The organism is Demequina sp. NBRC 110057, from assembly GCF_002090175.1.
GTDB lineage: Bacteria > Actinomycetota > Actinomycetes > Actinomycetales > Demequinaceae > Demequina.
Map to the genome: position 1 here is coordinate 91603 of NZ_BBRN01000006.1, position 24978 is coordinate 116580.

Sequence of the window (24978 nt, forward strand, 5' to 3'; positions counted from 1 at the left end):
CGTCAGTCGCGCAGCTTCAGGCAGATCTCGACAGGCCCCTCGGGGCCATCCGCGCCCTGGGTCGGCGGCGCCGGGTACCACTCGTACCAGGACTCCCACGTGTCGCCGTCTCCCTGACCGCCCTCGCGACCGACCTCGAGGGCGTAGTCGACCCCCTGGCCGTCTCCCCACGTCATCGCTCGCGAGGTGAGCGCGCCGATGCTCGCGTACGGGGCATCCTGTCGGGCCACCACGTACCGTCCCGCGGGCAGCCAGTCGGCCACGTAGGGGTGGTCGATCCAGGGGATCTTGTCGACGACCAGGCCGATCTGCAGGGTGAACGGCGCGGTCATCATGACGCGCCGGTAGCGCAGGATGGACGGGCCCAGCGGGACGATGCCACGGACATCGAGGTAGCGCACCAGGCCCTCGAAGGCGGGGTCCACCCGCGCGGGGATGGAGTCCATCGTCACGTCGACCGAGAGGCCCACGTAGGCGATCGCCTGGCGGGTCTCGATGGCGAACGGGGGCATGGTCTCAACCTAACCCGGGCGAGGCGCACGCGCCCGGGGGCGACGGCATCGGCCGTCCTAGGCGTCCACCACGCGCGCGGTCGTGGCGGCGTGGGCCTCCCACGCGTTCTTCTCGCGGTTGAGCAGCATGAGGGTCACCCCCCACAGGCCGAGGTCGTCGACAAGGCCGACGAGGGGGAAGATCAGCTCGGGGATGAGGTCGATGGGCGAGATCGTGTAGACCAGCGCGGCGGCCGCCGTGAACCAGGTCATGCCGCCGATCTTGTGCTCGCCGCGGCGCACCGCCTGGAAAAACTTCCACCACGTCATGTCGCTCGCCTCCCCTGGCGTCCATACGGCGGGCCGATGCGCCCGTCACCACGGTAACGCCGCGCACCCGCGCGGCGCTTCCCGTGGCGTGCGTGCGGCGGCTAGACGACCTCGCGCAGCAGTCCGGTGTGGACGTCGAAGACGAAGCCGCGGACCTGCTCGGTCTCGACCAGGAAGGGCGAGCGGCGCAGGCGCTCCATCGACTGGCGGAGGTCGGCGTCGAGGTCCTTGAAGGACTCGGGGCTCCACGCGGGCTTGAGGCCCGTCTCGTCGAGCAGCTGGTTGCGCAGCTCGTCGTCCGTAAACGTGAGGGCGCCGCAGTCGGTGTGGTGGATGAGGATGATCTCGCGCGTGCCGAGCTTGCGCTGCGAGATGACAAGCGAGCGGATCATGTCGTCGGTGATGACTCCGCCGGCGTTACGCATGACGTGGGCGTCGCCGACCTCGAGGCCGAGGAGGGCGAAGATGTCCAGGCGCGAGTCCATGCAGGCGACCACGGCGAGCTGACGGCGAGGGGGAAGCGGGCGGTCCGCCACGTACGTCTCGGCGTACTCGGCGTTGTTCGCGATGAGCTCGTCAGCGATGGGCATGGGGACCTCCATGGGGGACGTAGGGACCGATGCGTTCACCCTACCGGCGGGGTACCGTGGCCTTGGCCGAGGTCGTACCTCTCTGGGCGTTGTGTGCCGTTCCGGTGGAGTGCGACCTCGGTCGTCGCGTACGCGGCCCGGCCACGGCATCGGCCGCTTGCAAGCCCCACTCCCACCCCACCCCACCCCGGTGCCGCAAATGGCTACATTTGCGGCACGTCACTGTCTTTCGAGACGCAAATGCGGCCATGTGCGCCGGTGGAGGCGGGGGGAGGCTGGAGCGTTCCGCGACATCACCGCCCAGACATGACGACGGCCGCTCATCCCCCCTCCGGATGAGCGGCCGTCGAGCCTGTCAGAGTGCGACGCGCTTAGCGGGCACCCGCGCGGCGCTTGTTCCAGACGTCGAAGGCGACCGCGAGCAGCAGCACGAGGCCCTTCACGACCTGCTGGATCGACTGGTCGACGCCCATGAGCTGCATGCCGTTGGACATGACGGCCATGATCAGACCACCGACGATGGCGCCGGTCACGCGACCCACACCACCCGTGACAGCCGCACCACCGATGAACGATGCAGCGATCGCGTCGAGCTCGAACATGTTGCCGGCGCCGGGCTGGGCACCGTTGGAGCGGGCCGAGTACAGCACTCCCGCCACACCGGCGAGGAGGCCCATGTTGAGCATGATGCCGAAGTTGACCCACTTGACCTTGACGCCGGACAGCGTCGCGGCGGTCAGGTTGCCACCGATCGCGTAGACGTGGCGGCCGAACACGGTGCGGGTCGTCACGAGGGTGTAGACGATGACCAGCACGGCCAGGATGATCAGCACGTTCGGCAGGCCACGGTAGTTGGCGAGCTGCCACGCGAACCACATGACGACGGCGCCCACGACGACGAGCTTCGTGATGAACAGGGGCGTGGCGCCCACGGTCTGCTTGTAGGCAATCGCCGCACGACGCTTGCGGATCTCCTGGACGACGTAGCCCGCGACGGCGATGCCGAAGATCACCAGGGTGAAGACGTCGTAGCCGTTGCCGCCGAACAGGCCGTTCTGGAAGCCGGTGGCGATCTTGGCGTAGGACTGCGGGACGGGCGACAGCGAGATGTTGTCGAGGACCTCGTAGGTGAGGCCGCGGAACAGCAACATGCCGGCCAGGGTGGTGATGAATGCCGGGATGCCGACAAAGGCCACCCAGAATCCCTGCCAGGCACCGGCCACGAGGCCCACGAGGAGCGCGGCGAGCACACCGACCCACCACGGCTGGCCCTGCTTGATCATGAGCACGGCCGCTACGGCGCCCGAGAACGCCACCACGGAGCCCACCGAGAGGTCGATGTGGCCGCCGATGATGACGATCACCATGCCGGTCGCCAGCACCAGGATGTACGAGTACTGGAGAATGACGTTGGTGAGGTTGGTGGGGCTGAGCAGGGTGCCGTCCGTGAGGATGGCGAACAGGGCGATGATCGCCACGAAGGCGATGTAGATACCGCTGGTGCGCATGTTGCGCGTCAGCAGCTCACGCACGTTGGCGATGCCGGTCATGAGTGGGTCTCCTCAGCGTCCGAGCCCGCGGTGGCCGGAGCGTTTCGTTCTTGGGTCATCAGGGTCATCAGGGATTCGGGAGTCGCATCGGCCACATCGAGGCAGCCGGTCATGCGCCCGAAGGCGAGGGTGTAGATGCGGTCACACGTGCCGAGCAGCTCGGGCAGCTCCGACGAGATGATCACCACTGCCTTGCCCTGAGCGGCAAGCTTGTTGATGATCGTGTAGATCTCGTACTTGGCGCCCACGTCGATGCCGCGGGTCGGCTCGTCGAGGATCAGCACGTCGGCGTCGGTGTACATCCACTTGGACAGCACGACCTTCTGCTGGTTGCCGCCGGAAAGGTTTCCGGCGAGCTGCAGCACGGACGGCGTCTTGATGTTCATCGACGCGCGGTACTCCTCCGCGACGGCAAGCTCCTCGTTGCCGTTGACGAAACCTGCCTTGGTGAGCTTGCCGAGGGCCGCCGCCGAGATGTTGCGGCGGATGTCCTCGATGAGGTTCAGCCCATACTTCTTGCGGTCCTCGGTCGCGTACGCGATGCCGTGCGAAATGGCTTCCGACACCGTCTTGGTGCGAATGCGCTCGCCGTTCTTGTAGACCTCGCCGGAGATGTCGCGCCCGTAGGTGCCGCCGAAGATGCTCATCGCGAGCTCGGTGCGTCCCGCGCCCATGAGGCCGGCGATGCCAACAACCTCACCCGCGCGCACGTTGAAGCTCGCGCCGTCCACGACCACGCGGTCGGGCTGGGTGGGGTGGTGGACCGTCCAGTTCTCGACCCGGAACAGTTCCTCGCCGATGCTGTGGTCGATGCGCGCCGGGTAGCGGTGCTCGAGGTCGCGTCCCACCATGCCGCGAATGATGCGGTCCTGGGTCGACTCCGGCTCCGACATGTCGATCGTCTCGATCGTCTGGCCGTCACGGATGATCGTGGTGGTATCGGCGATGTCCTCAATCTCACCCAGCTTGTGGGAAATCATGATCGAGGTGATGCCGCGTTCCTTAAGGTCGCGCAGCAACTGCAGCAGGTGCTCGGAGTCCGAGTCGTTGAGCGCCGCGGTCGGCTCGTCGAGGATGAGCAGGCGCACGTCCTTCGAGAGTGCCTTGGCGATCTCGATGAGCTGCTGCTTGCCCACGCCCAGCTGGCCGACGGGGGTCACGGGGTTCTCGTGGAGCCCCACCTGCGCCATCAGATCCGCAGCGCGGTGGTTGGCGGCGTTCCAGTCGATGAGTCCCAGGCGTCCCTTGGTCTCGTTGCCGAGGAAGATGTTCTCCGCGACAGTGAGGTGGGGAACCAGGGCGAGCTCCTGGTGAATGATGACGATTCCCGCGTCCTCCGAGTCGTTAATGGACCCGAAGCGCGCCTCCTCGCCGTCGTAGATGATGTCGCCCGTGTACGTGCCGTGCGGGTAGACCCCGGAGAGCACCTTCATGAGCGTGGACTTGCCTGCGCCGTTCTCGCCGCAGATCGCGTGGATTTCACCCTCGCGGACGTGGAGCTCCACGTCCGACAGGGCCTTCACGCCGGGGAATTCTTTGGAGATGCTGCGCATCTCCAGGATGTTGCCTGCCATCGTTCCTCTCCAAAGGATGACGGGGGGTGCCTCGCGGTGCCGGCCCCGGCGTGGAGCCGGCACCGCGAGGCGTGAAAGCGGGGTGAAGCCGAGTTACTCGGCGACGCCCGAGGCGACCTCTTCGGCCGTCCAGTAGCCCGAGTCAACGAGGAGCGACTCGATGTTGTCCGAGTAGACGATGTCCGACTCGAGCAGGAACGACGGCACAACCTTCACGCCGTTGTCGTAGTCCTCGGTGTTGTTCGCCTCCGGCTCGCCACCCTCGAGGTACGCCTCGGTGGCGGTGATGGCCTGAGCCGCGAGCTTGCGGGTGTCCTTGAAGATGGTCGCGAACTGAACGTCGTCCGCGATCAGCTTCACCGACGCGATCTCCGCGTCCTGGCCCGAGATGGCGGGGAAGCCGTCGGCGACGGTGCCCGAGTAGCCGTTGTTCTGCAGGGCGGTGATGATGCCGCGCGAGAGGCCGTCGTAGGGCGACAGCACGCCGTCGACCTGCAGGTCGGTGCCCACGTACGTGGAGGTCAGGATGTCCTCCATGCGCTTCTGGGCGGTCTCCTGCTGCCAGCGCAGGATGGCGGCCTGGTCGAAGTCGGTCTGGCCCGAGGGAACCGTGAGCACGCCCGAGTCGATGTACGGCTGCAGCGTGTCCATCGCGCCGTTCCAGAAGAACGTGGCGTTGTTGTCGTCGGGCGAACCGGCGAAGAGCTCCACGTTGAACGGGCCGGCCTCGCCGGTCTCCGCGCCGTCCTTGTCGAGGACGCCGAGGCCCACGAGCAGCGACGTCGCCTGCTGCACGCCCACCTGGTAGTTGTCGAACGTGACGTAGAAGTCGACGTTCTCCGAGTCGCGGATGAGGCGGTCGTACGAGATGACGGGGATGCCCGCCGCGGCAGCCGCGTCCAGCTGCGAGGCAAGCGCCGTGCCGTCGATCGCGGCGATGATCAGCGCCTCGGCGCCGTTGGTGATCATCTGGTCGATCTGCTGCGACTGCGTGGGGATGTCGTCGTTGGCGAACTGAAGCTCGACCTCGTAGCCGGCGTCCTGCAGGCCCTTCTCGACGGCCTCGCCGTCGGCGATCCAGCGCTCGGAGGTCTGGGTCGGCATCGCGACGCCGACCAGGCCGCCCTCAGCAACCTCACCCGAGTCGGTCGAGCCGGTGGCACCGCTGGTGGGCTCCTCCTCGGAGCCGGCGCCGGAACCGCTGCACGCTGCGAGCGAGATGGCCAGTGCGGCTCCCGCGGCAGCGGCAAAATACTTCTTTGCCTTCATGAGTTCTCCTCCTTGAGATGTGGCCTTGCGTCGTCGCGTGGCCGTCGTGCAGGAGCAAGTATGTTCACGTTCACACCGGCGCGTCAATTTCCGTACGGTCACGATTCCGTGATGTTTCGTACACGATCGAAACGATCATGATCCTGACCGGTATCAGGGAATTCGGCCACTGCCAGGACTGGGAGCGGTCACAGGGGCGATGCCAATGCCGGGCTCGCACATGCGGCGCCGCGCGGGGTGAGCGGAAGGTCTTAGGAGCGCGGGGCGGCGGTCGTGTACCGCGCCACAAACTCGGGCTCGAGGATCTGCACTGCCGGGGCGACACCCCTGCCGAGCTGAGCCGCGAGGAGGTCCACCGCGAGCTGACCCACCGCCGCGAAATCCTGACGGACCGTCGTCAGCGGCGGCACCGAATGGCGGGCCTCGCCCGTGTCGTCGAACCCCACGAGCGACATGTCCCGCGGCACCACGATGCCCTTCTCGGTGAGGTGGTGCAGCAGCCCAAACGCCATCTGATCGTTGCCGCAGAAGACTGCCGTCGCGTCGGCGACCAGTGCATCGGCCGCGTGGAAGCCCGAGTCCGCCGTCCAGTCGCCCTCGACGATCGGCAGCGACTCGAGGCCTCGCTCGGCCATGATCTGGCGGTAGGCATCGGCCCTCAGCCGCGCCTCCGTGTACGACTGGGGACCCGCGACGTGCTGGATGCGCGTGTGGCCCAGGTCCAGCAGATGCTGCATGGCAAGCCTCGCGCCCTCAACCTGGTCGATGGACGCGCTCGCGCCCGCGGGCGTGCCCCCGGTGAGCAGGTGGACCACCGGGATGCCCGGGTCGAGGTCCTCGACGGCGGCGATGATCTCGCGGTGCTGCGCGGCCAGGGCAAGCGCGTCGATGCCGCGCCCCAGCAAGAACTCGAGCGCCTGCCGGACGGCGGCGGGCTCGGGTTCGGTGCTCGTCATCATGGTGTGCAGGCCCACCGCGCGCGCCGAGCGCTCCAGCGCATGCAGCGTGGACAGCGGGCCGATGTCGGGGACGACCGGGCCGATCATGCCGATGGTCTGCGTCTGACCGGTCACGAGCGCCCTGGCGGCGAGGTTGCGGCGGTATCCGAGTTCCTCGATGGCGGCGAGCACCCGCTCGCGCGTCTCGGGCCGGATGCCCTCGAAGTCGTTGAGGACGCGCGAGACCGTCTGGTGTGACACTCCCGCGAGCGCGGCGACATCGTGCATGCTCGGTCCGCGAGTACCCCGTGCCACCTGTGCCTCCTTGCGCGCCACTGTAGCGCCGCGTCGCGCCACGGGGTGAACGTTAACGCAAGCCCCGTCGGCCACATCCCGCGGCACGTCCGCGGACCCCAAAGTCAGGGCGTCATCACCACCCACAATGTTAGGCTGGGACCGGTCCCAGCCGGTGCATGCGCCCCGGCCGCACGCCCGCATGGAACGATGGGTGGCGGCGACGCAGGACGCGGCGCCCACCCGCACGAGGGTCGGCTCGACGCCGACGAGATTTGGAGTCATCGATGACCGACATCCGCGCCGCCTTCGAGGCCGCCTACGGACGCGTAGCCGACGGTGTGTGGTCCGCGCCCGGACGCGTGAACCTCATCGGTGAGCACACCGACTACAACAACGGCTTCGTGCTCCCGTTCGGCATCGACCGCCGCACCTGGGCCGCCGTGGCGGTGCGCGAGGACCGTGAGATCCACCTACGCTCCACCTTCGCCGAGGGCGAGGTCGTGGGCGACCTGGACGCTCTGACCCTCGACACGATGTCGGGCTGGTCCGCCTACGTGCTCGGCGTGGCCTGGGCGATGGCCGACGCCGGCATCGACCTGTCCGCCGCGACGGGTCTCGACATCCTCATCGACTCCGACGTCCCCGTGGGCGCCGGGCTGTCCTCCTCGGCCGCGCTCGAGTGCGCCGCGGGCGCCGCGTTCAACGAGCTGTGGGGACTGAACCTGGGCAAGATCGAGATGGCACGGTTCGGCCGCGTCGCCGAGAACAAGGCCGTGGGTGCCCCCACCGGCTTGCTCGACCAGGCCGCCTCGATGCTTGCCGAGGACGACCACGTGGTGTTCCTCGACTGCGACACCGAGGAGGCCCGCCCGGTGGCCCTGCACCTCAAGGACAAGGGCCTGGGCATCCTCGTCGTCAACTCCAACGTCGACCACGAGCACGCCACCGGCGGCTACGGCGACCGCTTCGCCTCGTGCGCCAAGGGCGCCAAGGCGCTCGGCGTCACCACCCTTCGCGAGATCGACGCCGACGACCTCCCGCGCGCCCAGGAGCTCCTCGACGAGGAGACCTACCGCCGCGTACGCCACGTCGTCACCGAGAACCAGCGCGTCCTCGACACCGTGCGTGTGCTGGGCGAGGACGGCCCCACCGCCATCGGTGCGCTGCTCGACGCTTCACAGGCCTCGATGCGCGACGACTTCGAGATCACCGTGCCCGAGATCGACCTCGCGTGCGACACTGCCGTGGCCCACGGCGCCATCGGCGCGCGCATGACCGGCGGCGGCTTCGGTGGCTCCTCCATCGCCCTGGTGCCTCTCGACAAGGCCGAGGCCATCGCATCGGCCATCCAGGCAGCCCTTGCCGAGGCTGGCATGCGCGAGGCCACGATCTTCCAGGTGACGCCCTCGCAGGGCGCGCGCCGCGACCACTGATACCCAAGGAGAGTTCACATGAGCTGGATGGTTACCGGCGGTGCCGGCTACATCGGATCGCACGTGGTGCGAGCCCTCACCGACGGCGGGATCGACGCCGTGGTGCTCGACGACCTTTCGAGCGGCTTCGAGGCCTTCATCCCCGAGGGCGTGCCGTTCGTCAAGGCATCGATCCTCGAGACGGAGAAGGTCCGCGCCGCGCTCACGGAGCACGGCGTCCAGGGCGTCATCCACTGCGCCGGCTACAAGTACGCCGGCGAGTCGGTAAAGCTGCCCATCCACACCTACCGCCAGAACGTCGAGGGCACCGCGTGCCTGCTCGAGGCAATGGCCGATGCCGGGGTCACCCAGCTCGTCTTCTCCTCCTCCGCGGGCGTCTACGGCACCCCCGACGTCGAGGTGGTCAACGAGTCCACCCGCACCACCCCTGAGTCGCCCTACGGCGAGTCCAAGCTGATCGGCGAATGGCTGATCCGCGACCAGGTCAAGGCGACCGCCGAGTCCGACGCGCCGCTGCGGGCCACGAGCCTGCGCTACTTCAACGTGGTCGGCTCGGGCACCACCGAGGTGTACGACGCCTCGCCCCACAACCTGTTCCCCAAGGTCATCCGCGCCATCAAGGCCGGGCAGGCGCCGCTGATCTTCGGCGACGACTACGACACCCCCGACGGCACCTGCGTGCGCGACTACGTCCACGTGCAGGACCTGGCTCACTCGCACGTCGCCGCGGCGCGGATGCTGGACGCTGGCCGCCCGCTGGCGCCCGTGTACAACCTCGGCTCCGGCGACGGCACCTCGGTGCGCGAGATCGTCGGCTCGCTGCTGGAGGCCGCGGGCAGCGACCTCGAGCCCGTCGTGAAGGACCGCCGGCCCGGCGACCCCGCCAGAATCGTCGCCCGCGGCGAACTCGCGGCCGACGACATCGAGTGGAAGATGGCGCACACCATCGAGGAGATGGCGTCCTCGGCGTGGGAGGCGGCGCCCGACGAGGCGTAATCCCCGCCAGACGCCAAGGTCCCGGACACCGTGAGGTGTCCGGGACCTTGGCGTCTGGCGGGGGCCGCGCTACGGCTGCTCGATCACCGCATCGGCCTGGAACTCGACAAGGTACTTGGGGTCAGCGAGACGCGACACCTCCACGATGGTCGCGGCCGGGCGGATGTCCTGGAACACCTCGCGGTGCGCCGCGGCGATCTTCTCCATGTCACGGATGTCCGTGACGAACGCGACGGTGCGCACCACGTCGCCCAGCTGCGCACCCGCCTCGGCGAGCGTGCGACCGATGGTGTGGAGCGCGTCGAGGGCCTGCGCGTAGGCGTCGGGGACCACCGCATCGTCCCTGGCACACGTGCCGGACACGGACACGTGGTTGCCGACGCGCACGGCGCGCGAGTAGCCGTACATGTCCTCAAAGGGTCCGCCGGAGGAGAAGGTCTGTCTCATGCGCTCAACCTACGCCCGTCAGCCCCAGCCGAGCGCGTGGAGCCGGTCGTCGTCGATCCCGAAGTGGTGGGCGATCTCGTGCACCACGGTGATCGCGACCTCCTCGCGCACGTGGTCCGCGTCGTCGCAGAAGCGCAGCGTGGGGCCCCGATAGATGAAGATGCGATCGGGCAGGTCCACCATCCCCCACTCCGAGCCGCGCTCCGTGAGCGCGACGCCGTCGTAGAGGCCCAGCAGGTCCTTGTCCTCGCCCTCGGGCTCGTCCTCGATCAGGATCACGACGTTGTCGACGAGGTTCAGCAGTTCCTCGGGGATCGCGTCGATCGCGTCGTCGACCGCGGACTCGAACTCCTCGGGGCTCATTTCCACCATGACGCCCATTCTTGCCGACGTGCATCGAGACTCCGTGCGACCCCCTAGAATGGTCACGTCCACGAGGGCGCTTCGGCGGCCTCAGGACGGCGCCCTCATCGTCTAGCGGCCTAGGACGCCGCCCTTTCACGGCGGTAGCACGGGTTCGAATCCCGTTGGGGGTACAACGTAGGTCGAAATATGGTCTACACTATTCCTCGGCCCTCCTCGCGGAGAGCCGAACAGCAAGGCCCTGTGGCGCAGTTGGTTAGCGCGCCGCCCTGTCACGGCGGAGGTCGCGGGTTCAAGTCCCGTCAGGGTCGCGGTGCGAATGCCCCTTCATACGGAGGGGCTTTCGCGCAAGCAAGGGGTTCGCCCCGCGCGACCAGGCTCTGTAGCTCAGTTGGTAGAGCGTTCGACTGAAAATCGAAAGGTCACCGGATCGACGCCGGTCGGAGCCACATCGGAAGGGCCCTCGGGAAACCGGGGGCCTTTCGCTTTGCCCCCGCGCACGCCCTCGCCCGGTGCCGCGCCGCGAAGAAGCGTTTGCGCTGGCAGGGCAACAGACGGTTCACTAGGAGGAACGTCGTCCCTCAAGGAGATCTCATGGCCAGCCTCGGCAAGACCGTCCTCAACACCCTGCTCGGAGCCATCGCCGGTCAGTGGATCGCGACGATCCGCGCCGAGAGCGAGGTCATCAAGGTCGAGCTGAAGGTCAAGGGCCGCCAGCTGGGCATCGGCATCGGCCTCATGGCCGCCGCGGCCGCACTGGGCTTCTTCCTGTTCTTCGTCCTCATCGTCGCTGCCATCGCCGGCCTGTCCGTGGTGTGGCCCGTGTGGCTGTCCGCGCTCGTGGTCGCCGGCGCCATGCTGCTGATCATGCTGATCTTCATTGGCATCGGCGCCCGCAAGATCAAGAAGAACAAGGACCTCTACCCCGCCGCCTCGATCGAGCGCATCAAGAACTCGATCCTCTAAGCGGGAGAGCCCTTCAGCTCCTGCATGACCTCGGGCCGCGGCCTGGGCTTGCGCTGGGCGAGCCACACCCCGGCGAACACCACCGCCGCCCCCGCGACCTCGTACCAGGCGAGCTCCTCGCCCAGTACGACGATGCCCAGGAAGGTCGCCACAACAGGCACGCAGTACGTCACCGACGCGGCCGTGGTCGCCCCCGCCGCCTTCACGATCTTCCAGAACCACACGTAGGCGAACGACGTCCCCGTCACGCCCAGTGCAAAAATCGCCCACAGCGACGCCGAATCGAGCGCGAGCCCTCCCGGTGCGGGTGCGGGCGCCGCGAGCGCGAACGGGGCAAGCATGAGCGCGGAGACCGTGATTTGCATGCACGACAGCGCCGTGGGTGAGTCCTGGACGCGGCTGAGCATCACGCGCGACAGCGTGGAGCCGATGCCGTAACAGGCGGTGGCGCCCAGCATCAGTGCCGCACCCACCACCGGGAAGTCGTCGACGTTCCACGCGCCCAGCAGGATCGCGATGCCGACGGCGCCGATGACGAGGCCCGTGAGTTGCGCGCGGCTGACCCGCTCGGCCGGGATTAGGAGCGCCACGAACAGCGCCGTCCACAGCGGCGTGGTGGCGTTCAGCAGGCTCGCGAGGATGGACGAGATGTGCTCCTGAGCCGCGGGAATCAGCACGAGTGGGATTCCCGACATGAAGGCCGCCACCGCGGTGATGGCGCCGACCTTGCGCCAGGTGAGGCGCGGCACGGAGCGGGTCACGAGGACCAACACGATGAGAGTGATGGCGCCGAACAGCACGCGGCCGAACGCCACCTGCGTGGGCGCGAACGCGCGCAGGCCCACGGAGATGAAGAGGAAGCTCGCGCCCCACGCGGCCGAGACCCCCAGGAAGTACGGCAGCCACGCGCGCAGCGGCGCGTTGGCGACGCTCACGAGGCGCGCTCGATCAGGCGCGCGGACGGGGTCGCATCGGACACCTTCACTCCCTCGTGCCGCAGCAGCGCGGCCTTGTTCTCGATCCCGCCGAAGCCGTAGGACCCGAGCCTGCCGCCCGCCTGGACCACCCGGTGGCACGGGACAAAGAGCGCGACCGAGTTGGACGCGCACGCCGTGCCCACGGCGCGCGAGGCGCGCGGGCGCCCCGCCATCTCGGCGAGCTCCCCATACGAGACCGCGCGTCCGGCGGGCACAGTGCGCATCTGCGCCCAGACCTCCTGAAAGAACGGCCCACCGTCCTGCTCGACCGCGACCGTCATGAGCGCGTCGTCGTCGCCCTCGAGCCAGGCCGCCACGGCATCGGCCGCCTGGGGGATGACCCCCTCGACCCAGCCGCGCGAGGCATGCGCCTGTCCCACCTGGCGTGCCACCTGGGCGACCGGGCGAAAGTCCGCCGCCCTGATCACGCCGCCGTCGGATTCGGCCACCACGGCGAGATCGCCGAAGGGCGTCGCGTACGACGCCGCGAGGAGGGGACTCGTCATGCGCGCAAGGCTACGCCCGGCCACCGACAGTGGCGGCCGGGCGCGCTACCCCCGTTACGCGCCCTGCTGCTGCGCCTTCAGGAGCAGCTGGTGCACCTCGGCCTCGCGGAAGCGACGGTGTCCCCCCAGCGTGCGGATCGAGGAGAGCTTGCCCACCTTCGCCCACCGCGTGACCGTCTTGGGGTCGACGCGGAAGATCGCGGCCACCTCGCTCGGCGTGAGCAGCTTCTCCTGGTCCTTGACGATGTCAGTCATCATTCGGATTCCCTCAGTCTCGATTGATGCGCCCCCTCGTTGGGGCCCTGTGCCTCGTGAGAGGGCTGACGTTCTCGATTATGACGACACTTTTGGCCGCAACTTCCGATTTTTTTGGAGCGCCTGCCCTACGGAGGTTGGCGCAACTCACACGGGAGGAGGTCGCATTCACCATGCCGCGCGTTGTAAAGTTCTACTCAGCACTCATCACGCAGGGCCCGCGAAATCCGCGCGCCCGCGACGAGCGGAAGGGGCGGCGACATGGGGCGCGGCCGTCAGAAGGCTAAGGACGCGAAGATTGCGCGTCAGCTCAAGTACTCCAACCACGGTAGCGACATTCGCGACCTCGAGCGCGAGCTTGTGGGCCACTCTGCCGAGGAGCCCGATGAGGCCGACGACAAGTACGACCGCTGGGCGGACGACGACGAGCGTTAACCGCTCGCCCGCTCTCCCCCGCGCAGTCTTCGCTCAGGCGCGCTGGCCTCACGGTCGGCGCGCTTTCGGCGTGTCATGGCGCCCTGCTCGGTGCGCGAGGAGTCACTGAGTGCGGGTCTTCTGCTGAAACCCCGCACTCAGCGACTCGCGGGAAGCACTCCCGTGCGTTAGGCCCGGTACGCGCCGCTGAGGTGCACAGCACCACCGTCGACGCCCTTGGCGCCACGGATGGTGTCGGGCGAGGCCACGCGGCCGTCGTCCTCGGTGATGTCTCCGAGCACCCACGCGTCCACGCCGGCCACGCGCGAGGCCGCCATGAGCGCGTCGGCGTCCTCGGGGGCCACCACGGCGACCATGCCGACGCCCATGTTCAGCGTCGACTCCAGGTCGTTCCACGGCACGTTTCCAGCGGCCTGCACCACCGAGAACACTGCGGGAAGGTCCCAGGCGTCGCGCGCCACGTTGGCGGCGAGACCCTGCGGAAGCACGCGCGCCACGTTGGCGGCGAGCCCGCCGCCCGTGACGTGCGAGAAGGCGCGCAGGCCGGGCACGGAGGCAGCGAGCGAGACGCACAGCTGCGAGTAGATGCGGGTGGGCTCGAGGAGCTCCTCGCCCACGGTGCGGCCCAGCTCGTCAAGGCGCGTCTCGAGCGACCAGCCGGCGTGGGAGACCACGCGACGCACGAGCGAGTAGCCATTCGAGTGGAGGCCGGACGATGCCATGGCGACCACCACGTCGCCGGACCTGACGCGCTCGGCGCCCAGGACATCGGCTGCCTCCACGACGCCGACGGCCGCGCCGGCCACGTCGTAGTCGTCCTCGTCCATGACGCCGGGGTGCTCGGCGGTCTCGCCGCCCACGAGCGCCACGCCGGCCATCTCGCAGCCCTCGGCGATGCCGCGGACGATGTCGGCGATGCGCTCTGGCACCACCTTGCCGCAGGCGATGTAGTCGGTCATGACGAGGGGCTTGGCGCCGCACACCACGATGTCGTCGACCACCATCGCGACCAGGTCCTGGCCGATGGTGTCGTGGACGTCGAGCGCGCGGGCGATCACGATCTTGGTGCCCACGCCGTCGGTCGAGGACGCGAGCAGCGGGCGATCGTACGCCTTCAGCGCGGAGGCGTCGAAGAGGCCGGCGAACGCACCCACTCCCCCGAGCACCTCAGGGCCATGGGTGCGCGCCACGGCGGACTTCATCAGCTCGACGGCCTTGTCGCCCGCCTCGGTGTCGACGCCGGCGCCGGCATAGGTGATGGGCTCGGTCACGAGGAGACCTCCACGGCCTGGTTGAGGAGCAGGTGACGGGCGTTCACGGGCGGCTCGATGGGGTACTCGCCGGTGAAGCAGGCGGTGCACAGGCGCTCGCGCGGCTGCTCGGTGGCGGCAATCATGCCCTCCACGGAGATGTAGCCGAGCGAGTCGGCGCCCAGGTGCTCGCGGACGTCGTCCACGCCGTGGCCCACCGCGATGAGCTCGTCGCGCGTGGCGAAGTCGATGCCGTAGAAGCACGGCCATTCGATGGGCGGCGAGGAGATGCGCAGGTGCACCTCGGCAGCGCCAGCCTCGCGCAGCATGGCGACGACGGCGCGCTGCGTGTTGCCGCGCACGATCGAGTCGTCGACGACGACGAGGCGCTTGCCCTCGATCTGCTCGCGCAGCGGGTTGAGCTTGAGGCGGATGCCCAACTGGCGCAGGGTCTGCGACGGCTGAATGAAGGTGCGGCCCACGTAGGCGTTCTTCACGAGGCCAAGGCCGAACGGGATGCCGGACTCCTGCGCGAAGCCGACGGCCGCGGGGGTGCCGGACTCGGGGGTCGGCATCACCATGTCCGCCTCGACGGGGTACTCGCGCGCCAGCTGGCGGCCCATCTCGACTCGGCTCGCGTGCACGGAGCGGCCGGCGATCTTGGTGTCGGGCCTCGCCAGGTACACGTACTCGAAGACGCAGCCCTTGGGAGCGGCCGGGGCGAAGCGCTGGGAGTGGACGCCGTCGGCATTGATGGTGAGGAACTCGCCGGGCTCGACCTCGCGCTCCTGCACCGCGCCGACGATGTCGAGCGCGGCGGTCTCGGAGGCGACGACCCAGCCGCCGGAGGGCATGCGGCCCAGCACCAGCGGGCGCACGCCCTGCGGGTCACGCGCCGCGTACAGCGTGTCCTCGTCCATGAAGACCAGGGAGAACGCGCCCTCGACGTGGGGAAGCAGCTCGATCGCGGTCTCGGTGATGGTGTCGTGCTCGTCCCAGCCGAGCAGCGCGGTGAGGATCGCGGTGTCGGTGCAGCCGCCGCCGTGCATCTCCTCGCGACGCTCGTGGCCCAGGCGCTCCGCGACCAGCTCGAGGAGCCGATGCGTGTTGGTCAGGTTGCCGTTGTGGCCGAGCGCGACGGTGCCGTTCTTGGTGGGGCCGAGCGTGGGCTGCGCGTTGGCCCACGTGGACGCGCCGGCAGTCGAGTAGCGCGCGTGACCCACGGCCATGTGGCCGGTCAGTGCCTCGAGCGCGGCCTCGTCGAACACCTGGGATACGAGTCCCATGTCCTTGTAGACGAGGATCTTGTCGCCGTCGGAGGTCGCGATGCCCGCGGACTCCTGGCCGCGGTGCTGCAGCGCGTAGAGGCCGAAGTAGGTGAGCTTCGCCACCTCTTCACCGGGGGCGTAGACGCCGAAGACGCCACAGGCGTCCTGCGGCCCCTTTTCGCCGGGGAGCAGGTCGTGAGAGAGTCGGCCATCGCCGCGGGCCATCAGCAGTCCTCCTGGGGGCGGGAGATCACCGGATAAGTGTCCCACATGGCCGATGCCCGCTTGCCCGGGTCAGGACCCCTGCGGCTCGCCGTCCGCGGCCCGGCGCTCCTCGGCCTCCTTCATGGCCTTCAGTTCGCGCGGGGTGCTGCGGTCGAGCAGGACGGCGGTGACGCCGCCGATGACCACTCCGAGCACCGCGAAGCCGCTCGCCACGAGCAGCGCGACGGTGCCGCGGCCCACTCCCGTCGAGTTGGGAAGCAGGAAGCCGCACAGCAGCCCGGCCACCGCGCCGACGATCACGCCGGTGGTGATGAACGCCGCGAACTTGGGAGCCCGGCGCACCGAGGCGGGGATGACCTGACGGTCGGCCGCGTCGAAGTCTGCCGGCTCGGCGGGTTCGGGGGAAGGCTGCTGCTCGCTCACGCGGACCAGTGTAGGCGGGGCCGATGCGGGGGCCGGGCTTCGTACGAGGCCCGGCCGCCGCATCGGCCGCCTGCTATCCCTTGGTCGAGCCGGCCAGGAGGCCGCGCACGAAGTAGCGCTGCAGCGAGAAGAACACGATGAGCGGGATGATCATCGAGATGAACGCCGCCGGCGGCACCAGGTACGCGTACTGGCCGTAGTCGCCCGCGAGGTTGGAGATGGGGTACGTCAGCGGGTACGTGTTGGCGGAGCCGAAGACCGCCGAGACCAGCAGGTCGTTCCACACCCACAGGAACTGGAAGATCGCGAGGGACGCGACCGCCGGCAGCGACAGCGGGATGATGATGCGGAAGAACATCTGCGTGTGGCTCGCGCCGTCCACGCGCGCGGCCTCGAGGACCTCACGCGGGATATGGCTGACGAAGTTGTGCAGCAGGAACACCGACAGCGGCAGCGCGAAGATGGTGTGCGCGATCCACACGCCGGAGAACTCCCCCGCCAGCCCCAGGTTCTCGGGTCCCAGGATGCGCAGCAGCGGGATGAGGGCCAGCTGCAGCGGCACCACCTGGAGGGCGAAGATCAGCACGAACAGGAAGTTCGAGCCCTTGAAGGGGATCCACGCGAACGCGTAGGCGGCCATGAGGCCGAGCACCACGGGGAACACCACCGCGGGGACGGTGACGACGATCGAGTTGAAGACGTACTCGAGTAGCGGCGGGGCCGTCGAGTTGTCGCCGAACGAGTCGAACAGCACCTGGTTGAAGTTGGCGAAGGTGAGGCCACCGTCAGCCAGCACCGTCCACCAGGCGTCGGTGCGGTAGCGGTCGCCGGGGATCAGCGACGTCATGAACAGCGCGACGGTGGGGATGGTCCACACGACGGCGATGATGATGGCCGCGGCGGTGGCCCAGGGGCTGGACAGCCGCTCCTTGGCCTTGGCGGCGCGGTCCTTGCTCCTGGCCGCGGGAGTGGTCTCGTCCTTGACCGGCAGGTCGGCGGGCTCGGTGAGGCTCATCAGTGGGTCTCCTTCACCTTGTTGAGCGATCGCACGTTGTAGATCACGACCGGGATGACGAAGATGAACAGGATCACGGCGAGCGCGGCGCCTAGCGCCTCGCGGCCCTCGACGAAGCTCAGCACGTACATGCGGTTGGCGACCACGTCGGTGGCGTCGCGTCCCTGCGTGACGGTGCGGACGATGTCGTAGACCTTGAGCGCCATGATCGTGATCGTGGTGAGCACCACGACGATCGTGGAGCGGATCGACGGGATGGTGATCTTCCAGAACTGCTGCCAGGCGTTGGCGCCGTCGAGCGAGGCTGCCTCGTTCATCTCCTGCGGCACGCCCTTGATGGCGGCGGACAGGATGACCATGGCGAATCCTGTCTGGATCCACACCAGGATGATGATCAGCCAGAACGTGTTCCACGGGTTGTCGCGCAGGAAGTTGTAGGGGTCCATGCCGAACAGCTCGCGCAGGGCGTTGAGCATTCCCGTCTGGGTGCCCACTTGGTTGTAGTCGTACATGATGTTTCCCCAGATGACCGAGGCACCCACGAGCGAGATCGCCATGGGCATGAACACCAGCGACTTGAGGACCTTCTCGCCCTTGGCCTTGTCGATGAAGACGGCGTAGGCGAGGCCGAACCCGGTGGACAACAGCGGCACCAGGATCATCCACACGAAGGTGTTGAGGATGGTGCGCAGGGTGCCGGGGTCGGAGAACGCAAAGCGGTAGTTGTCGAGCCCCACGAAGGACATCGCCGTGGTGTAGATGCCGGTGTCGGGGTCGGGCTCATTGCTGATCTCGTTGAACGACAGCCATGCGGTGTCGACCGCGGGGTAGACGAGGCCCACGCCCAGCAGGATCAGCACGGGCGCGATCAGCACCACCAGCTGAACCTTGTCCTTCGCCTTGCCCTTGATGAGATCGGCGCCGAACATGACGAGCGCGACGATCGCGATGAACGCGACGATCGCGATGGCACCGAAGAGCAGGTTCTTGCCCTGGGAGGCCCAGAAGTCGGCCCCCAGGTCAGCGGCGGGAAGCCTCAGCCCCGCCGCGATCACATCCGTCGACCCCATCGTCGACTCCTTCCGTCGGGTGGACGAACCCGGTGGGGACCCGCGGTCAGCGGGCCCCCACCGGGCGTGTCAGCGATTACGGCCAGGCGTTGTCGATGTCGGTGAGCACCGAGTCGAGCGACGAGCCGCCCACGTAGTCGTTCATCCCCGTCCAGAAGGCGGACGAGCCGACCTCGGCCGGCATGAGGTCGGAGGCGTCGAAGCGGAACGTGGTGTCCTCGCCCTGCAGGATCTCGATCGACGCCTGTCCGATGGGGCTGGAGGCGTTGGCGGGGTCGAGGCCCTTGTTGGCCGAGATCACGCCGCCGATGGAGACGCGCTCGTTGGCCCAGGTGTCCGAGGACAGGAAGGCCTGGAGCGCCTGCGTCTCCTCCTTGTCGTTGAACGCGGCGACGAACTCGCCACCACCGGTGACGGCGGCGCCGTCGTCGGCGTTCACGTTCGGCGTGAGGAAGGCCCAGATGTCGCCGTCCTCGGCCACCGTGGTGCCCTCGGGCCACTGCGCCTCGTAGAAGGAGGCCTGGTGGTGCAGCGAGCAGTTGCCCTCGAGGATCTGGAGTCCGGCCTCCTGGAAGGCAGTGTCCACGATCGAGGCCGCGTCACCGAGACCACCGTTGATGTAGTCAGGGTTGGTGGCGATGGCGCCGAAGGACTCGAACGCCTCCTTGATTTCCGGGTCGGAGAACTTCACGTCGCCGGCGACCCACTGGTCGTAGACGTCGGGGCCCTGCTGGCGCAGGACCAGGTCCTCGATCCAGTCGGTGCCGGGCCAGCCGGTGGCGGTGCCGGACTCGAAGCCGATGCACCACGGCTTGTACGCGTCACCCGAGCCGCCGTTGTCGGCCATGGTCTGGGTGAGGGTCATGAGCTCGTCCCACGTGGTGGGGACCTCGTAGCCGTTGTCCGAGAACTCGGTGGGCGAGTACCAGACCCAGCCCTTCACCGAGGCCATGAGCGGGGCGGCGTAGAACGTGGTGCCGACGGTGCCGTAGTTCTTCCAGTCCTCCGACCAGAACTCGTCGACGTTGGCCTCCACTGCCTCCGGGGCAGCGACGACGGCGCCGGTGCCGACCACGCGCTGGAGCAGGCCCGGCTGCGGGATGATCGCGAGGTCCGGCGGGTTACCACCCTCGACGCGGACGTTGATCTCGGTCTCGAACTCGTCCGAGCCGTTGTAGGTCACCTCGATGCCGGTGCACTCGCGGAACTGGTCGAGCGACTGGTTGAGCTGGTCGGCCTCGACACCGGAGATGGTGCCGTAGAGCTCGACCGCCGCGCCGTCGAACGTGCCGTAGTCGGCGTAGTCCTCACAGCCGGCGGCCATGTCGCCGCCGTCGGTGGAGCCTCCCGTGGAGCCGCTCTCCTCGGGGTCGCTGTCGGACGAACAGCCCGCCAGCAGGATTCCCGAGGCCGCGAGCGCGGCGATCGGGGCGATGAAACGTCGCTTCATGGGAAGCACCCTCCTCCTCGTTGAGTGGGCTTCGACATCGACGTGCGGACGCTGCCGAAGCGGCGTTCACGAAACGAGCAACTTTGCTCCTTCGCAAGCGCTTGCATGCCACATTAGGGGCGCAGGACGTGTCCTGCCAAGAGGCTTTCCGTAAGTCACCGAATCGTGACTTTGCTCACGGCAGATGCCGCGGCCGGGCGGCGTCGGCCCTGGTCCGTCCGCCGTGGCTACTCGGCGATGAGCGGCAGCAGCGCGGACAGGTCGGAGCGCTCGCCCGACGCGTCGACGTCGCCGGCCGCCACCGCATCGGCCCATGCGAGGCGACCCGTCGCCAGCGCGAGCCACACCTCCGCGCGCATCTCGACGACCGCCGGCGGGGTGCCGCGGCGGTGCACGGGGCCCTCGATGCACTGCGTGGCGCCGAACGGCGGCACCCGCACCTCGAGCGAGTTTCCCGGGGCGCGCGCGGCGAGCTCCTCGAGGGTGAAGCGCACGGCGGTGGCGAGGGTGGGGCGGTCGATGCCGGGGGCGGCGTCGCGAGCCACTGCCGCCTCGGGGGCGTGAAGGTCGGGTTCCCTGGTGGAGCCGCGCCAGGCGTGGACGGCGGCGCGTCCCGCGTCGAAATCGATCCGGCGGCGGGGAGTCCTGGGGGTGGGCATGCGTCCTAGCGTGTCACAGCGGCGCGGCTACCCCAGCAGGGCGAGGTGTTCCTCACGGTCCAGCAGCACCACGGTGGGGAACTCGCTCACGTCAACCTCGACCGTGAGCCGAGCCTCGCCCGGAACCTCGCCAGCGACGGGCTCCAGGAATTCGAAGGTCTCGAGCGTCTCGTAGGCCACCAGCAGCTCGGCCGGCGTGCGCCCGCCCGTCACGGCTGGCGGATACACGAATGTCACCTCGGTGGCGTCCTCGATGACGTCGACGGTCGCCGGCGACGCCAACATCGAGGAGACGTCTACCCACCCCACGTGGCCTGTGTCGGGACCGGCGCGCATCCGGCGCGCGGTCTCGACGTCCACATCGGCATAGATGCTGACCTCGTCGTCGCCGCCGTCGTAGAGGAGCACCTTTCCGTCGCGGGTCGGCAGGCCGGGGTCGTCCGCGTCGAGGGGGTCGGTGCCGGCGGTCACCTCGGCGCCGTCGTCGATCCCGTCGCCGTCGGTGTCGGCCTCCAGGGGGTCGGTGCCGAGCTCGACCTCCTCGAGGTAGCCGAGGCCGTCGTTCTCCAGGTCGCTCTCGGCGTCCGGCACGCCGTTGTAGGTGGCGGGAAGGGTGGGGTCGGTGATCGACATCACCAGTTCCTCGAGGTCGTTTAGACCGTCGCCGTCGGTGTCGGCGTTGGCGGGGTCGGTGCCAGCCTCGGACTCGCGGTCGTCTGGCAGTCCGTCGCCGTCCGAGTCACCCTCCGACAGGCCACCGCCCGCACTGAATTCGAGCACGGACGGAAGCGGCGAGGGAATCGAGTCGTCGGCCGGCGTCGGCGCGCTCGCGGCGGTCGACGCCTCCGCGCTCGCCGAGGGCGCGCTCGCCACGGCATCACCCGGCGCAGCGCATCCGCCCATGACCAGCGCGCCAGCGACGGCGCACGTCAGCGTCCTCAGCATCGTTCCCCCTCGTCGGCGCCGCACGGCGCCTGCGACGAAACCTAGGGAGCGCGCCTCACCCGGTCAAGGGGCCTGTGACGGGCCCCACGCGCCGGGGTCCTCACCCGCCAGCAGCGCGCTCAGCACGTAGTGCGCCTCGCGCGGCTCGGTGGCATTCACCGAGTACCCCGGGGCGGGGTTCTCTCCCCAGGTGAAGCCCACCCCGGCCTGCGCGGCGTCGACCGCCAGGTGCGTCGCGCCGTCGCGCTCCACCTCGTGCGGATGGCGGGCCGCGGAGATGGCGTCGTCGGTCGCGGGGAGCGCCGATGCCTCGACGGCCTCCCCCAGGGCAGTCACCAGCAGTCCCTCGCCGTCCGCATCGGTGACGGCGAACCAGCGCACGTCGGTGTGGTTGCCGTCCGCCTGCGGCGCCACGTGAGGGAACAGCGACTCGTCGACTGTCGAGGTCCAGCGCCCGAGCGAGGTCCCCTCGGTCCTGTCGCGGTAGGACGCGTCGGGACCGTCGCCGAACCATGAGAGCTCGGTGAGGCTGCCGGGAAGGGTCAGCGCGGTGCCCACGGCGGGGATCTCGCGCGCCTGCTCGGAGCCGTCGTAGGTCATGGCGACCTCGATGGTGGCGTCGGAACGGATGGTCGTCACCAGCCGGGCCGCGGGCTGACCCGCCACGTTGACCGTGTAGGCGGCGTCGATGACGACGGTGGCGCCGTCCGGCGTGGAGACCTCCACCTCGTCGGGCTCGCCCACCGCCTCGTGCCACGTCCGCGCGCCGTCGGCGAGGCCGTTCATGAGGTCGTTCTGGGTGGGGGCTCGCCAGAAGTCGAGGCCGATGCCCCCGTCCACCACGGTGACCCCGTCCAGCACGGCGGTGGTCACCGCTCCGGCGGCCTCGTCGAGCTCGACGCTGACGCGATCGCCCGTCACCGTGAGCACACCGCCGTCGCGCGCCACATCGAGCGAGCCGTCGTTGGCCGGCTCCACGGCATCGGCCACGCCCCCGTCGCGTAGCACCGCCTGCGCCGAGGCGACCACGTGACCGGCCTCGGCCCACAAGGCGTCCTCCGCGAGCGCGACGGCGAGCGTCGTCGCTACCGTGGCGCCGGCATCGGCCGCCGCGACCGTGGTCGCCCCGGCGGGAAGCGCGAGAGTGCCGCACTCCCCCGCCGCGAGGCTCCAGTCGAGCGCGCCGCTGGCGACGGCGGCGCCGTCCACCTCGCGCGTCCACGTGACCGCGTGCTCGTCAAGGTCGGTCACCAGGCTCTCGTTGCAAGCCTCGACGGTGCCGGCCGCGGCGTCCGCCACATCGAACTCGAACGGGGCGTACACGGCGGCGACGGCCGCGAGCTCGGGCTGCGCCACGCGGTCGGGATTGACCAGGCCGTTGAGCGAGAAGCCGCCGTCGGTGGCCCCGTCGCCCCAGTCGCCGCCGTACGAGAGGTAGGTGTCGGCATCGGCCGTGTCCCCCACCGGCAGCGCCGCAAAGCCGCCGTCTAGCGGCACCCTGATCGCCTGGTCCGCCCAGTCCCAGATGAAGCCGCCCTGCATCTCCGGGTGGGAGTCGGTGGCGTCCCAGTACTCGGTCATGGCTGCCACGGCGTTGCCCATGACCATCTGATATTCCGTCATGATCCAGGGGCGGCCGGTGGTCTGCGCGGCCCGCTCGCGCACGTCAGTCACGGACGGGTAGAACACCCCGTCGATGTCCGCGACGGTGGAATCGTCCTGGTAATGCACCAGTCGCGTGGGATCGGCGTCGCGCAGCCAGTCGGCGGCGTCCTGGAACACCTGGCCGCCGCCCGCCTCGTTGCCGAGCGACCACCACAGCACCGACGCGTGGTTCTTGTCCCGCTCGTACATGCTGGCGACCCGGTCGAGCACGGCCGCCGACCACTCGGGTGAGTCGCCGGGGAAGGGGCGTTGGTCGTGGCTCTCGACGTTCGCCTCGTCCATGACGTAGAGGCCGATCTCGTCGGCAAGGGAGTAGAGCATCGGGTGCGCGGGGTAGTGAGACGTGCGCACCGCGGTGATGTTCGCGCGCTTCATGGCGGTGAGGTCCGCGCGCATGATCTCCTCGGTCATCGCCTGTCCCTCATCGGGGTGCATCTCTCCGCGGTTGACTCCCTTGATATCGAGCGTGCGGCCGTTGAGCGTCATCACCCCGTCGACGATGGCGAACTCGCGGATCCCCACGCGCGCGCCGAGGGTCTCGGTCACGGTGCCGCCCGCGTCGGCGAGCTCGTAGACCAGGGAGTACAACGATGGGGTCTCGGCGGTCCACAGGTCCGGTGACCGGACGTGGAGCACGCCAGTGGGGGCGGCGCCGCTCGTGGTGGTCGAGGCCAGCTCGGTCCCGTCCGGGTCGTACAGCGTCGCCGTCAGGGTCGCGCCGGCGGCCGATGCCCCCGTCACCTCCGCGGCGAAGGTCACCGTGGCGGTGGCTCCGTCGTCGGCCACGTCGGTGGTCACCGTGTGGTCGTCGAGGTAGGTGGTGGGCGTCGAGTACAGCTCGACGTCGCGGAAGATGCCGGACAGGTCGATCTGGTCCTGATTCTCGAGCCAGGACCCGTCCGACCAGCGGTGCACGCGCACCGCGATCAGGTTCTCGCCTGGCGTGACGGCATCCGTGACGTCGAACTCCGCCGGGGTGTAGCTGTCCTCGCTGTAGCCCACCTCGACGCCGTTCACCCAGACGGTGAACGCGGACTTGACCCCCTGGAAGGCGAGGACGGTGCGGCGGCCGCCCCAGGCATCGGGCACGTCGAAGGAGCGGCGGTAGGAGCCGATGGACGCCCCCTCGGTGGGGGTCTCGGGCGGCTCGATGCGCTCCTCGCCCTGCCACGGATGAGCCTCGTTGAGGTAAACGATGTCGCCGTCGGAAGCGCTGCCGTAGCCGTCGAACTGCCACTGGTGCGGCACCTCGACGGTGTCCCAGCCGCTCGTGTCGACGGCGGGGTCCCAGAAGTCCGCGGGCGCCGCGTCGAGGCTGGGCGACCAGGCGAAGTCCCAGGTGCCGCTGAGCGACTGGAGCCACGGCGAGTCGGACTCGTCGGCGGCGATGGCCGCCTCGGCATCGGCCTGCGGGACGGTGCGGGCGGTCGCGTCGAGCCGGTTGACCTCGAATGTCTCCGGGTCGGCGTCCCATGGCCCGGCCGAGCGGCCCGACCAGGCGAGGGCAAGGGCCATGATCCCTGCGGCCGCCGCGGCGACGCCCCAGAACGCGATGCGGCGCGCCCACAGGGGGCGCGCCGCATCGGTCATG

The 24978-nt window shown here is 69.1% G+C and carries 25 protein-coding genes and 3 tRNA genes; 7 read left to right on the forward strand and 21 right to left on the reverse strand.

What is annotated here, in order from left to right:
• Positions 1–2: 2 nt before the first annotated feature.
• The 7 genes from B7K26_RS11215 to B7K26_RS11245 all read right to left on the reverse strand — a co-directional run bounded on the left by B7K26_RS11215 (position 3) and on the right by B7K26_RS11245 (position 7030).
• Positions 3–512, reverse strand: a complete 510-nt coding sequence (locus tag B7K26_RS11215; protein ID WP_084079300.1) for a hypothetical protein — start codon at positions 510–512, stop codon at positions 3–5.
• A 57-nt stretch (positions 513–569) separates the two neighbouring features.
• Positions 570–821 carry a YkvA family protein gene (locus B7K26_RS11220; protein ID WP_084079301.1) on the reverse strand — a complete coding sequence of 84 codons (252 nt, stop codon included), beginning with the start codon at positions 819–821 and terminating at the stop codon, positions 570–572.
• Between the two features lie 101 nt (positions 822–922).
• Positions 923–1411: a carbonic anhydrase gene (locus B7K26_RS11225; protein ID WP_084079302.1), complete on the reverse strand. Its 489-nt coding sequence runs from the start codon at positions 1409–1411 to the stop codon at positions 923–925.
• A gap of 371 nt (positions 1412–1782) precedes the next feature.
• Positions 1783–2961: a multiple monosaccharide ABC transporter permease gene (gene mmsB, locus B7K26_RS11230; protein WP_084079303.1), complete on the reverse strand. Its 1179-nt coding sequence runs from the start codon at positions 2959–2961 to the stop codon at positions 1783–1785.
• Entirely contained in the window at positions 2958–4535 is a 1578-nt protein-coding gene (mmsA, locus tag B7K26_RS11235) for a multiple monosaccharide ABC transporter ATP-binding protein (protein ID WP_084079304.1), read from the reverse strand. Before mmsA ends, mmsB begins: the two co-directional genes overlap by 4 nt.
• Before the next feature lie 93 nt (positions 4536–4628).
• A complete protein-coding gene (chvE, locus tag B7K26_RS11240; RefSeq protein WP_084079305.1) occupies positions 4629–5804 on the reverse strand; it encodes a multiple monosaccharide ABC transporter substrate-binding protein in 1176 nt (391 codons plus the stop codon).
• A 251-nt stretch (positions 5805–6055) separates the two neighbouring features.
• On the reverse strand, positions 6056–7030 hold the full coding sequence (locus B7K26_RS11245) for a LacI family DNA-binding transcriptional regulator (RefSeq protein WP_159449684.1): 975 nt from the start codon (positions 7028–7030) through the stop codon (positions 6056–6058).
• 293 nt (positions 7031–7323) lie between these two features.
• Here B7K26_RS11245 and galK point away from each other — a divergent pair, with 293 nt between their 5' ends.
• Together galK and galE are read left to right on the forward strand one after the other, a co-directional pair.
• Positions 7324–8472 (forward strand): galactokinase, encoded by a 1149-nt coding sequence (gene galK / locus B7K26_RS11250; RefSeq protein WP_084079307.1) that lies wholly within the window; start codon positions 7324–7326, stop codon positions 8470–8472.
• An 18-nt stretch (positions 8473–8490) separates the two neighbouring features.
• Positions 8491–9468, forward strand: a complete 978-nt coding sequence (gene galE / locus B7K26_RS11255) for a UDP-glucose 4-epimerase GalE (RefSeq protein WP_084079308.1) — start codon at positions 8491–8493, stop codon at positions 9466–9468.
• A gap of 69 nt (positions 9469–9537) precedes the next feature.
• On the opposite strand, the gene B7K26_RS11260 is transcribed toward galE, so the two are convergent.
• Entirely contained in the window at positions 9538–9915 is a 378-nt protein-coding gene (locus B7K26_RS11260; protein WP_084079309.1) for a RidA family protein, read from the reverse strand.
• 18 nt (positions 9916–9933) lie between these two features.
• The gene (locus B7K26_RS11265) at positions 9934–10287 is read right to left on the reverse strand and encodes a metallopeptidase family protein (RefSeq protein WP_084079574.1); all 354 of its coding nucleotides are present in this window, start codon (positions 10285–10287) and stop codon (positions 9934–9936) included.
• Between the two features lie 91 nt (positions 10288–10378).
• Here B7K26_RS11265 and B7K26_RS11270 point away from each other — a divergent pair.
• The 4 genes from B7K26_RS11270 to B7K26_RS11285 all read left to right on the forward strand — a co-directional run bounded on the left by B7K26_RS11270 (position 10379) and on the right by B7K26_RS11285 (position 11244).
• A tRNA-Glu gene (locus B7K26_RS11270) sits at positions 10379–10451 on the forward strand.
• A 64-nt stretch (positions 10452–10515) separates the two neighbouring features.
• Positions 10516–10589: transfer RNA gene (locus B7K26_RS11275), tRNA-Asp, on the forward strand.
• A 65-nt stretch (positions 10590–10654) separates the two neighbouring features.
• A tRNA-Phe gene (locus tag B7K26_RS11280) sits at positions 10655–10727 on the forward strand.
• 145 nt (positions 10728–10872) lie between these two features.
• Positions 10873–11244: a phage holin family protein gene (locus B7K26_RS11285; protein ID WP_084079310.1), complete on the forward strand. Its 372-nt coding sequence runs from the start codon at positions 10873–10875 to the stop codon at positions 11242–11244.
• Here B7K26_RS11285 and B7K26_RS11290 read toward each other — a convergent pair.
• The 3 genes from B7K26_RS11290 to B7K26_RS11300 are packed head-to-tail and all read right to left on the reverse strand — an operon-like array spanning position 11241 to position 12982.
• Positions 11241–12179, reverse strand: a complete 939-nt coding sequence (locus B7K26_RS11290) for a DMT family transporter (protein WP_159449685.1) — start codon at positions 12177–12179, stop codon at positions 11241–11243. The two genes, B7K26_RS11285 and B7K26_RS11290, sit on opposite strands and share 4 nt — an antisense overlap.
• Positions 12176–12727, reverse strand: a complete 552-nt coding sequence (locus B7K26_RS11295) for a methylated-DNA--[protein]-cysteine S-methyltransferase (RefSeq protein ID WP_084079312.1) — start codon at positions 12725–12727, stop codon at positions 12176–12178. Before B7K26_RS11295 ends, B7K26_RS11290 begins: the two co-directional genes overlap by 4 nt.
• A gap of 54 nt (positions 12728–12781) precedes the next feature.
• Positions 12782–12982: a BldC family transcriptional regulator gene (locus B7K26_RS11300; protein ID WP_084079575.1), complete on the reverse strand. Its 201-nt coding sequence runs from the start codon at positions 12980–12982 to the stop codon at positions 12782–12784.
• Between the two features lie 261 nt (positions 12983–13243).
• On the opposite strand from B7K26_RS11300, the gene B7K26_RS11305 reads away from it, so the two are divergent.
• A complete protein-coding gene (locus tag B7K26_RS11305) occupies positions 13244–13417 on the forward strand; it encodes a DUF3073 family protein (RefSeq protein WP_084079313.1) in 174 nt (57 codons plus the stop codon).
• Positions 13418–13584: 167 nt separating this feature from the next.
• On the opposite strand, the gene purM is transcribed toward B7K26_RS11305, so the two are convergent.
• The 9 genes from purM to B7K26_RS11350 all read right to left on the reverse strand — a co-directional run bounded on the left by purM (position 13585) and on the right by B7K26_RS11350 (position 24977).
• Positions 13585–14688, reverse strand: a complete 1104-nt coding sequence (gene purM, locus B7K26_RS11310; protein WP_084079314.1) for a phosphoribosylformylglycinamidine cyclo-ligase — start codon at positions 14686–14688, stop codon at positions 13585–13587.
• Positions 14685–16160: an amidophosphoribosyltransferase gene (gene purF / locus B7K26_RS11315; RefSeq protein ID WP_084079315.1), complete on the reverse strand. Its 1476-nt coding sequence runs from the start codon at positions 16158–16160 to the stop codon at positions 14685–14687. The genes purM and purF overlap by 4 nt, the downstream gene beginning before the upstream one ends.
• Before the next feature lie 69 nt (positions 16161–16229).
• The gene (locus B7K26_RS11320; protein ID WP_084079316.1) at positions 16230–16583 is read right to left on the reverse strand and encodes a hypothetical protein; all 354 of its coding nucleotides are present in this window, start codon (positions 16581–16583) and stop codon (positions 16230–16232) included.
• Positions 16584–16656: 73 nt separating this feature from the next.
• Positions 16657–17598, reverse strand: coding sequence for a carbohydrate ABC transporter permease (locus B7K26_RS11325; protein WP_084079317.1), 942 nt, complete (start codon positions 17596–17598; stop codon positions 16657–16659).
• Complete coding sequence (locus tag B7K26_RS11330) at positions 17598–18668, reverse strand: carbohydrate ABC transporter permease (RefSeq protein ID WP_084079318.1); 1071 nt, start codon at positions 18666–18668, stop codon at positions 17598–17600. The genes B7K26_RS11325 and B7K26_RS11330 overlap by 1 nt, the downstream gene beginning before the upstream one ends.
• Positions 18669–18744: 76 nt before the next feature.
• A complete protein-coding gene (locus tag B7K26_RS11335) occupies positions 18745–20118 on the reverse strand; it encodes an ABC transporter substrate-binding protein (RefSeq protein ID WP_084079319.1) in 1374 nt (457 codons plus the stop codon).
• A gap of 227 nt (positions 20119–20345) precedes the next feature.
• Complete coding sequence (locus B7K26_RS11340) at positions 20346–20777, reverse strand: sterol carrier family protein (RefSeq protein ID WP_084079320.1); 432 nt, start codon at positions 20775–20777, stop codon at positions 20346–20348.
• A gap of 27 nt (positions 20778–20804) precedes the next feature.
• Positions 20805–21722 (reverse strand): thrombospondin type 3 repeat-containing protein, encoded by a 918-nt coding sequence (locus tag B7K26_RS11345; RefSeq protein WP_084079321.1) that lies wholly within the window; start codon positions 21720–21722, stop codon positions 20805–20807.
• A 63-nt stretch (positions 21723–21785) separates the two neighbouring features.
• On the reverse strand, positions 21786–24977 hold the full coding sequence (locus B7K26_RS11350; protein WP_084079322.1) for a glycoside hydrolase family 2 TIM barrel-domain containing protein: 3192 nt from the start codon (positions 24975–24977) through the stop codon (positions 21786–21788).
• Position 24978 lies beyond the last annotated feature (1 nt).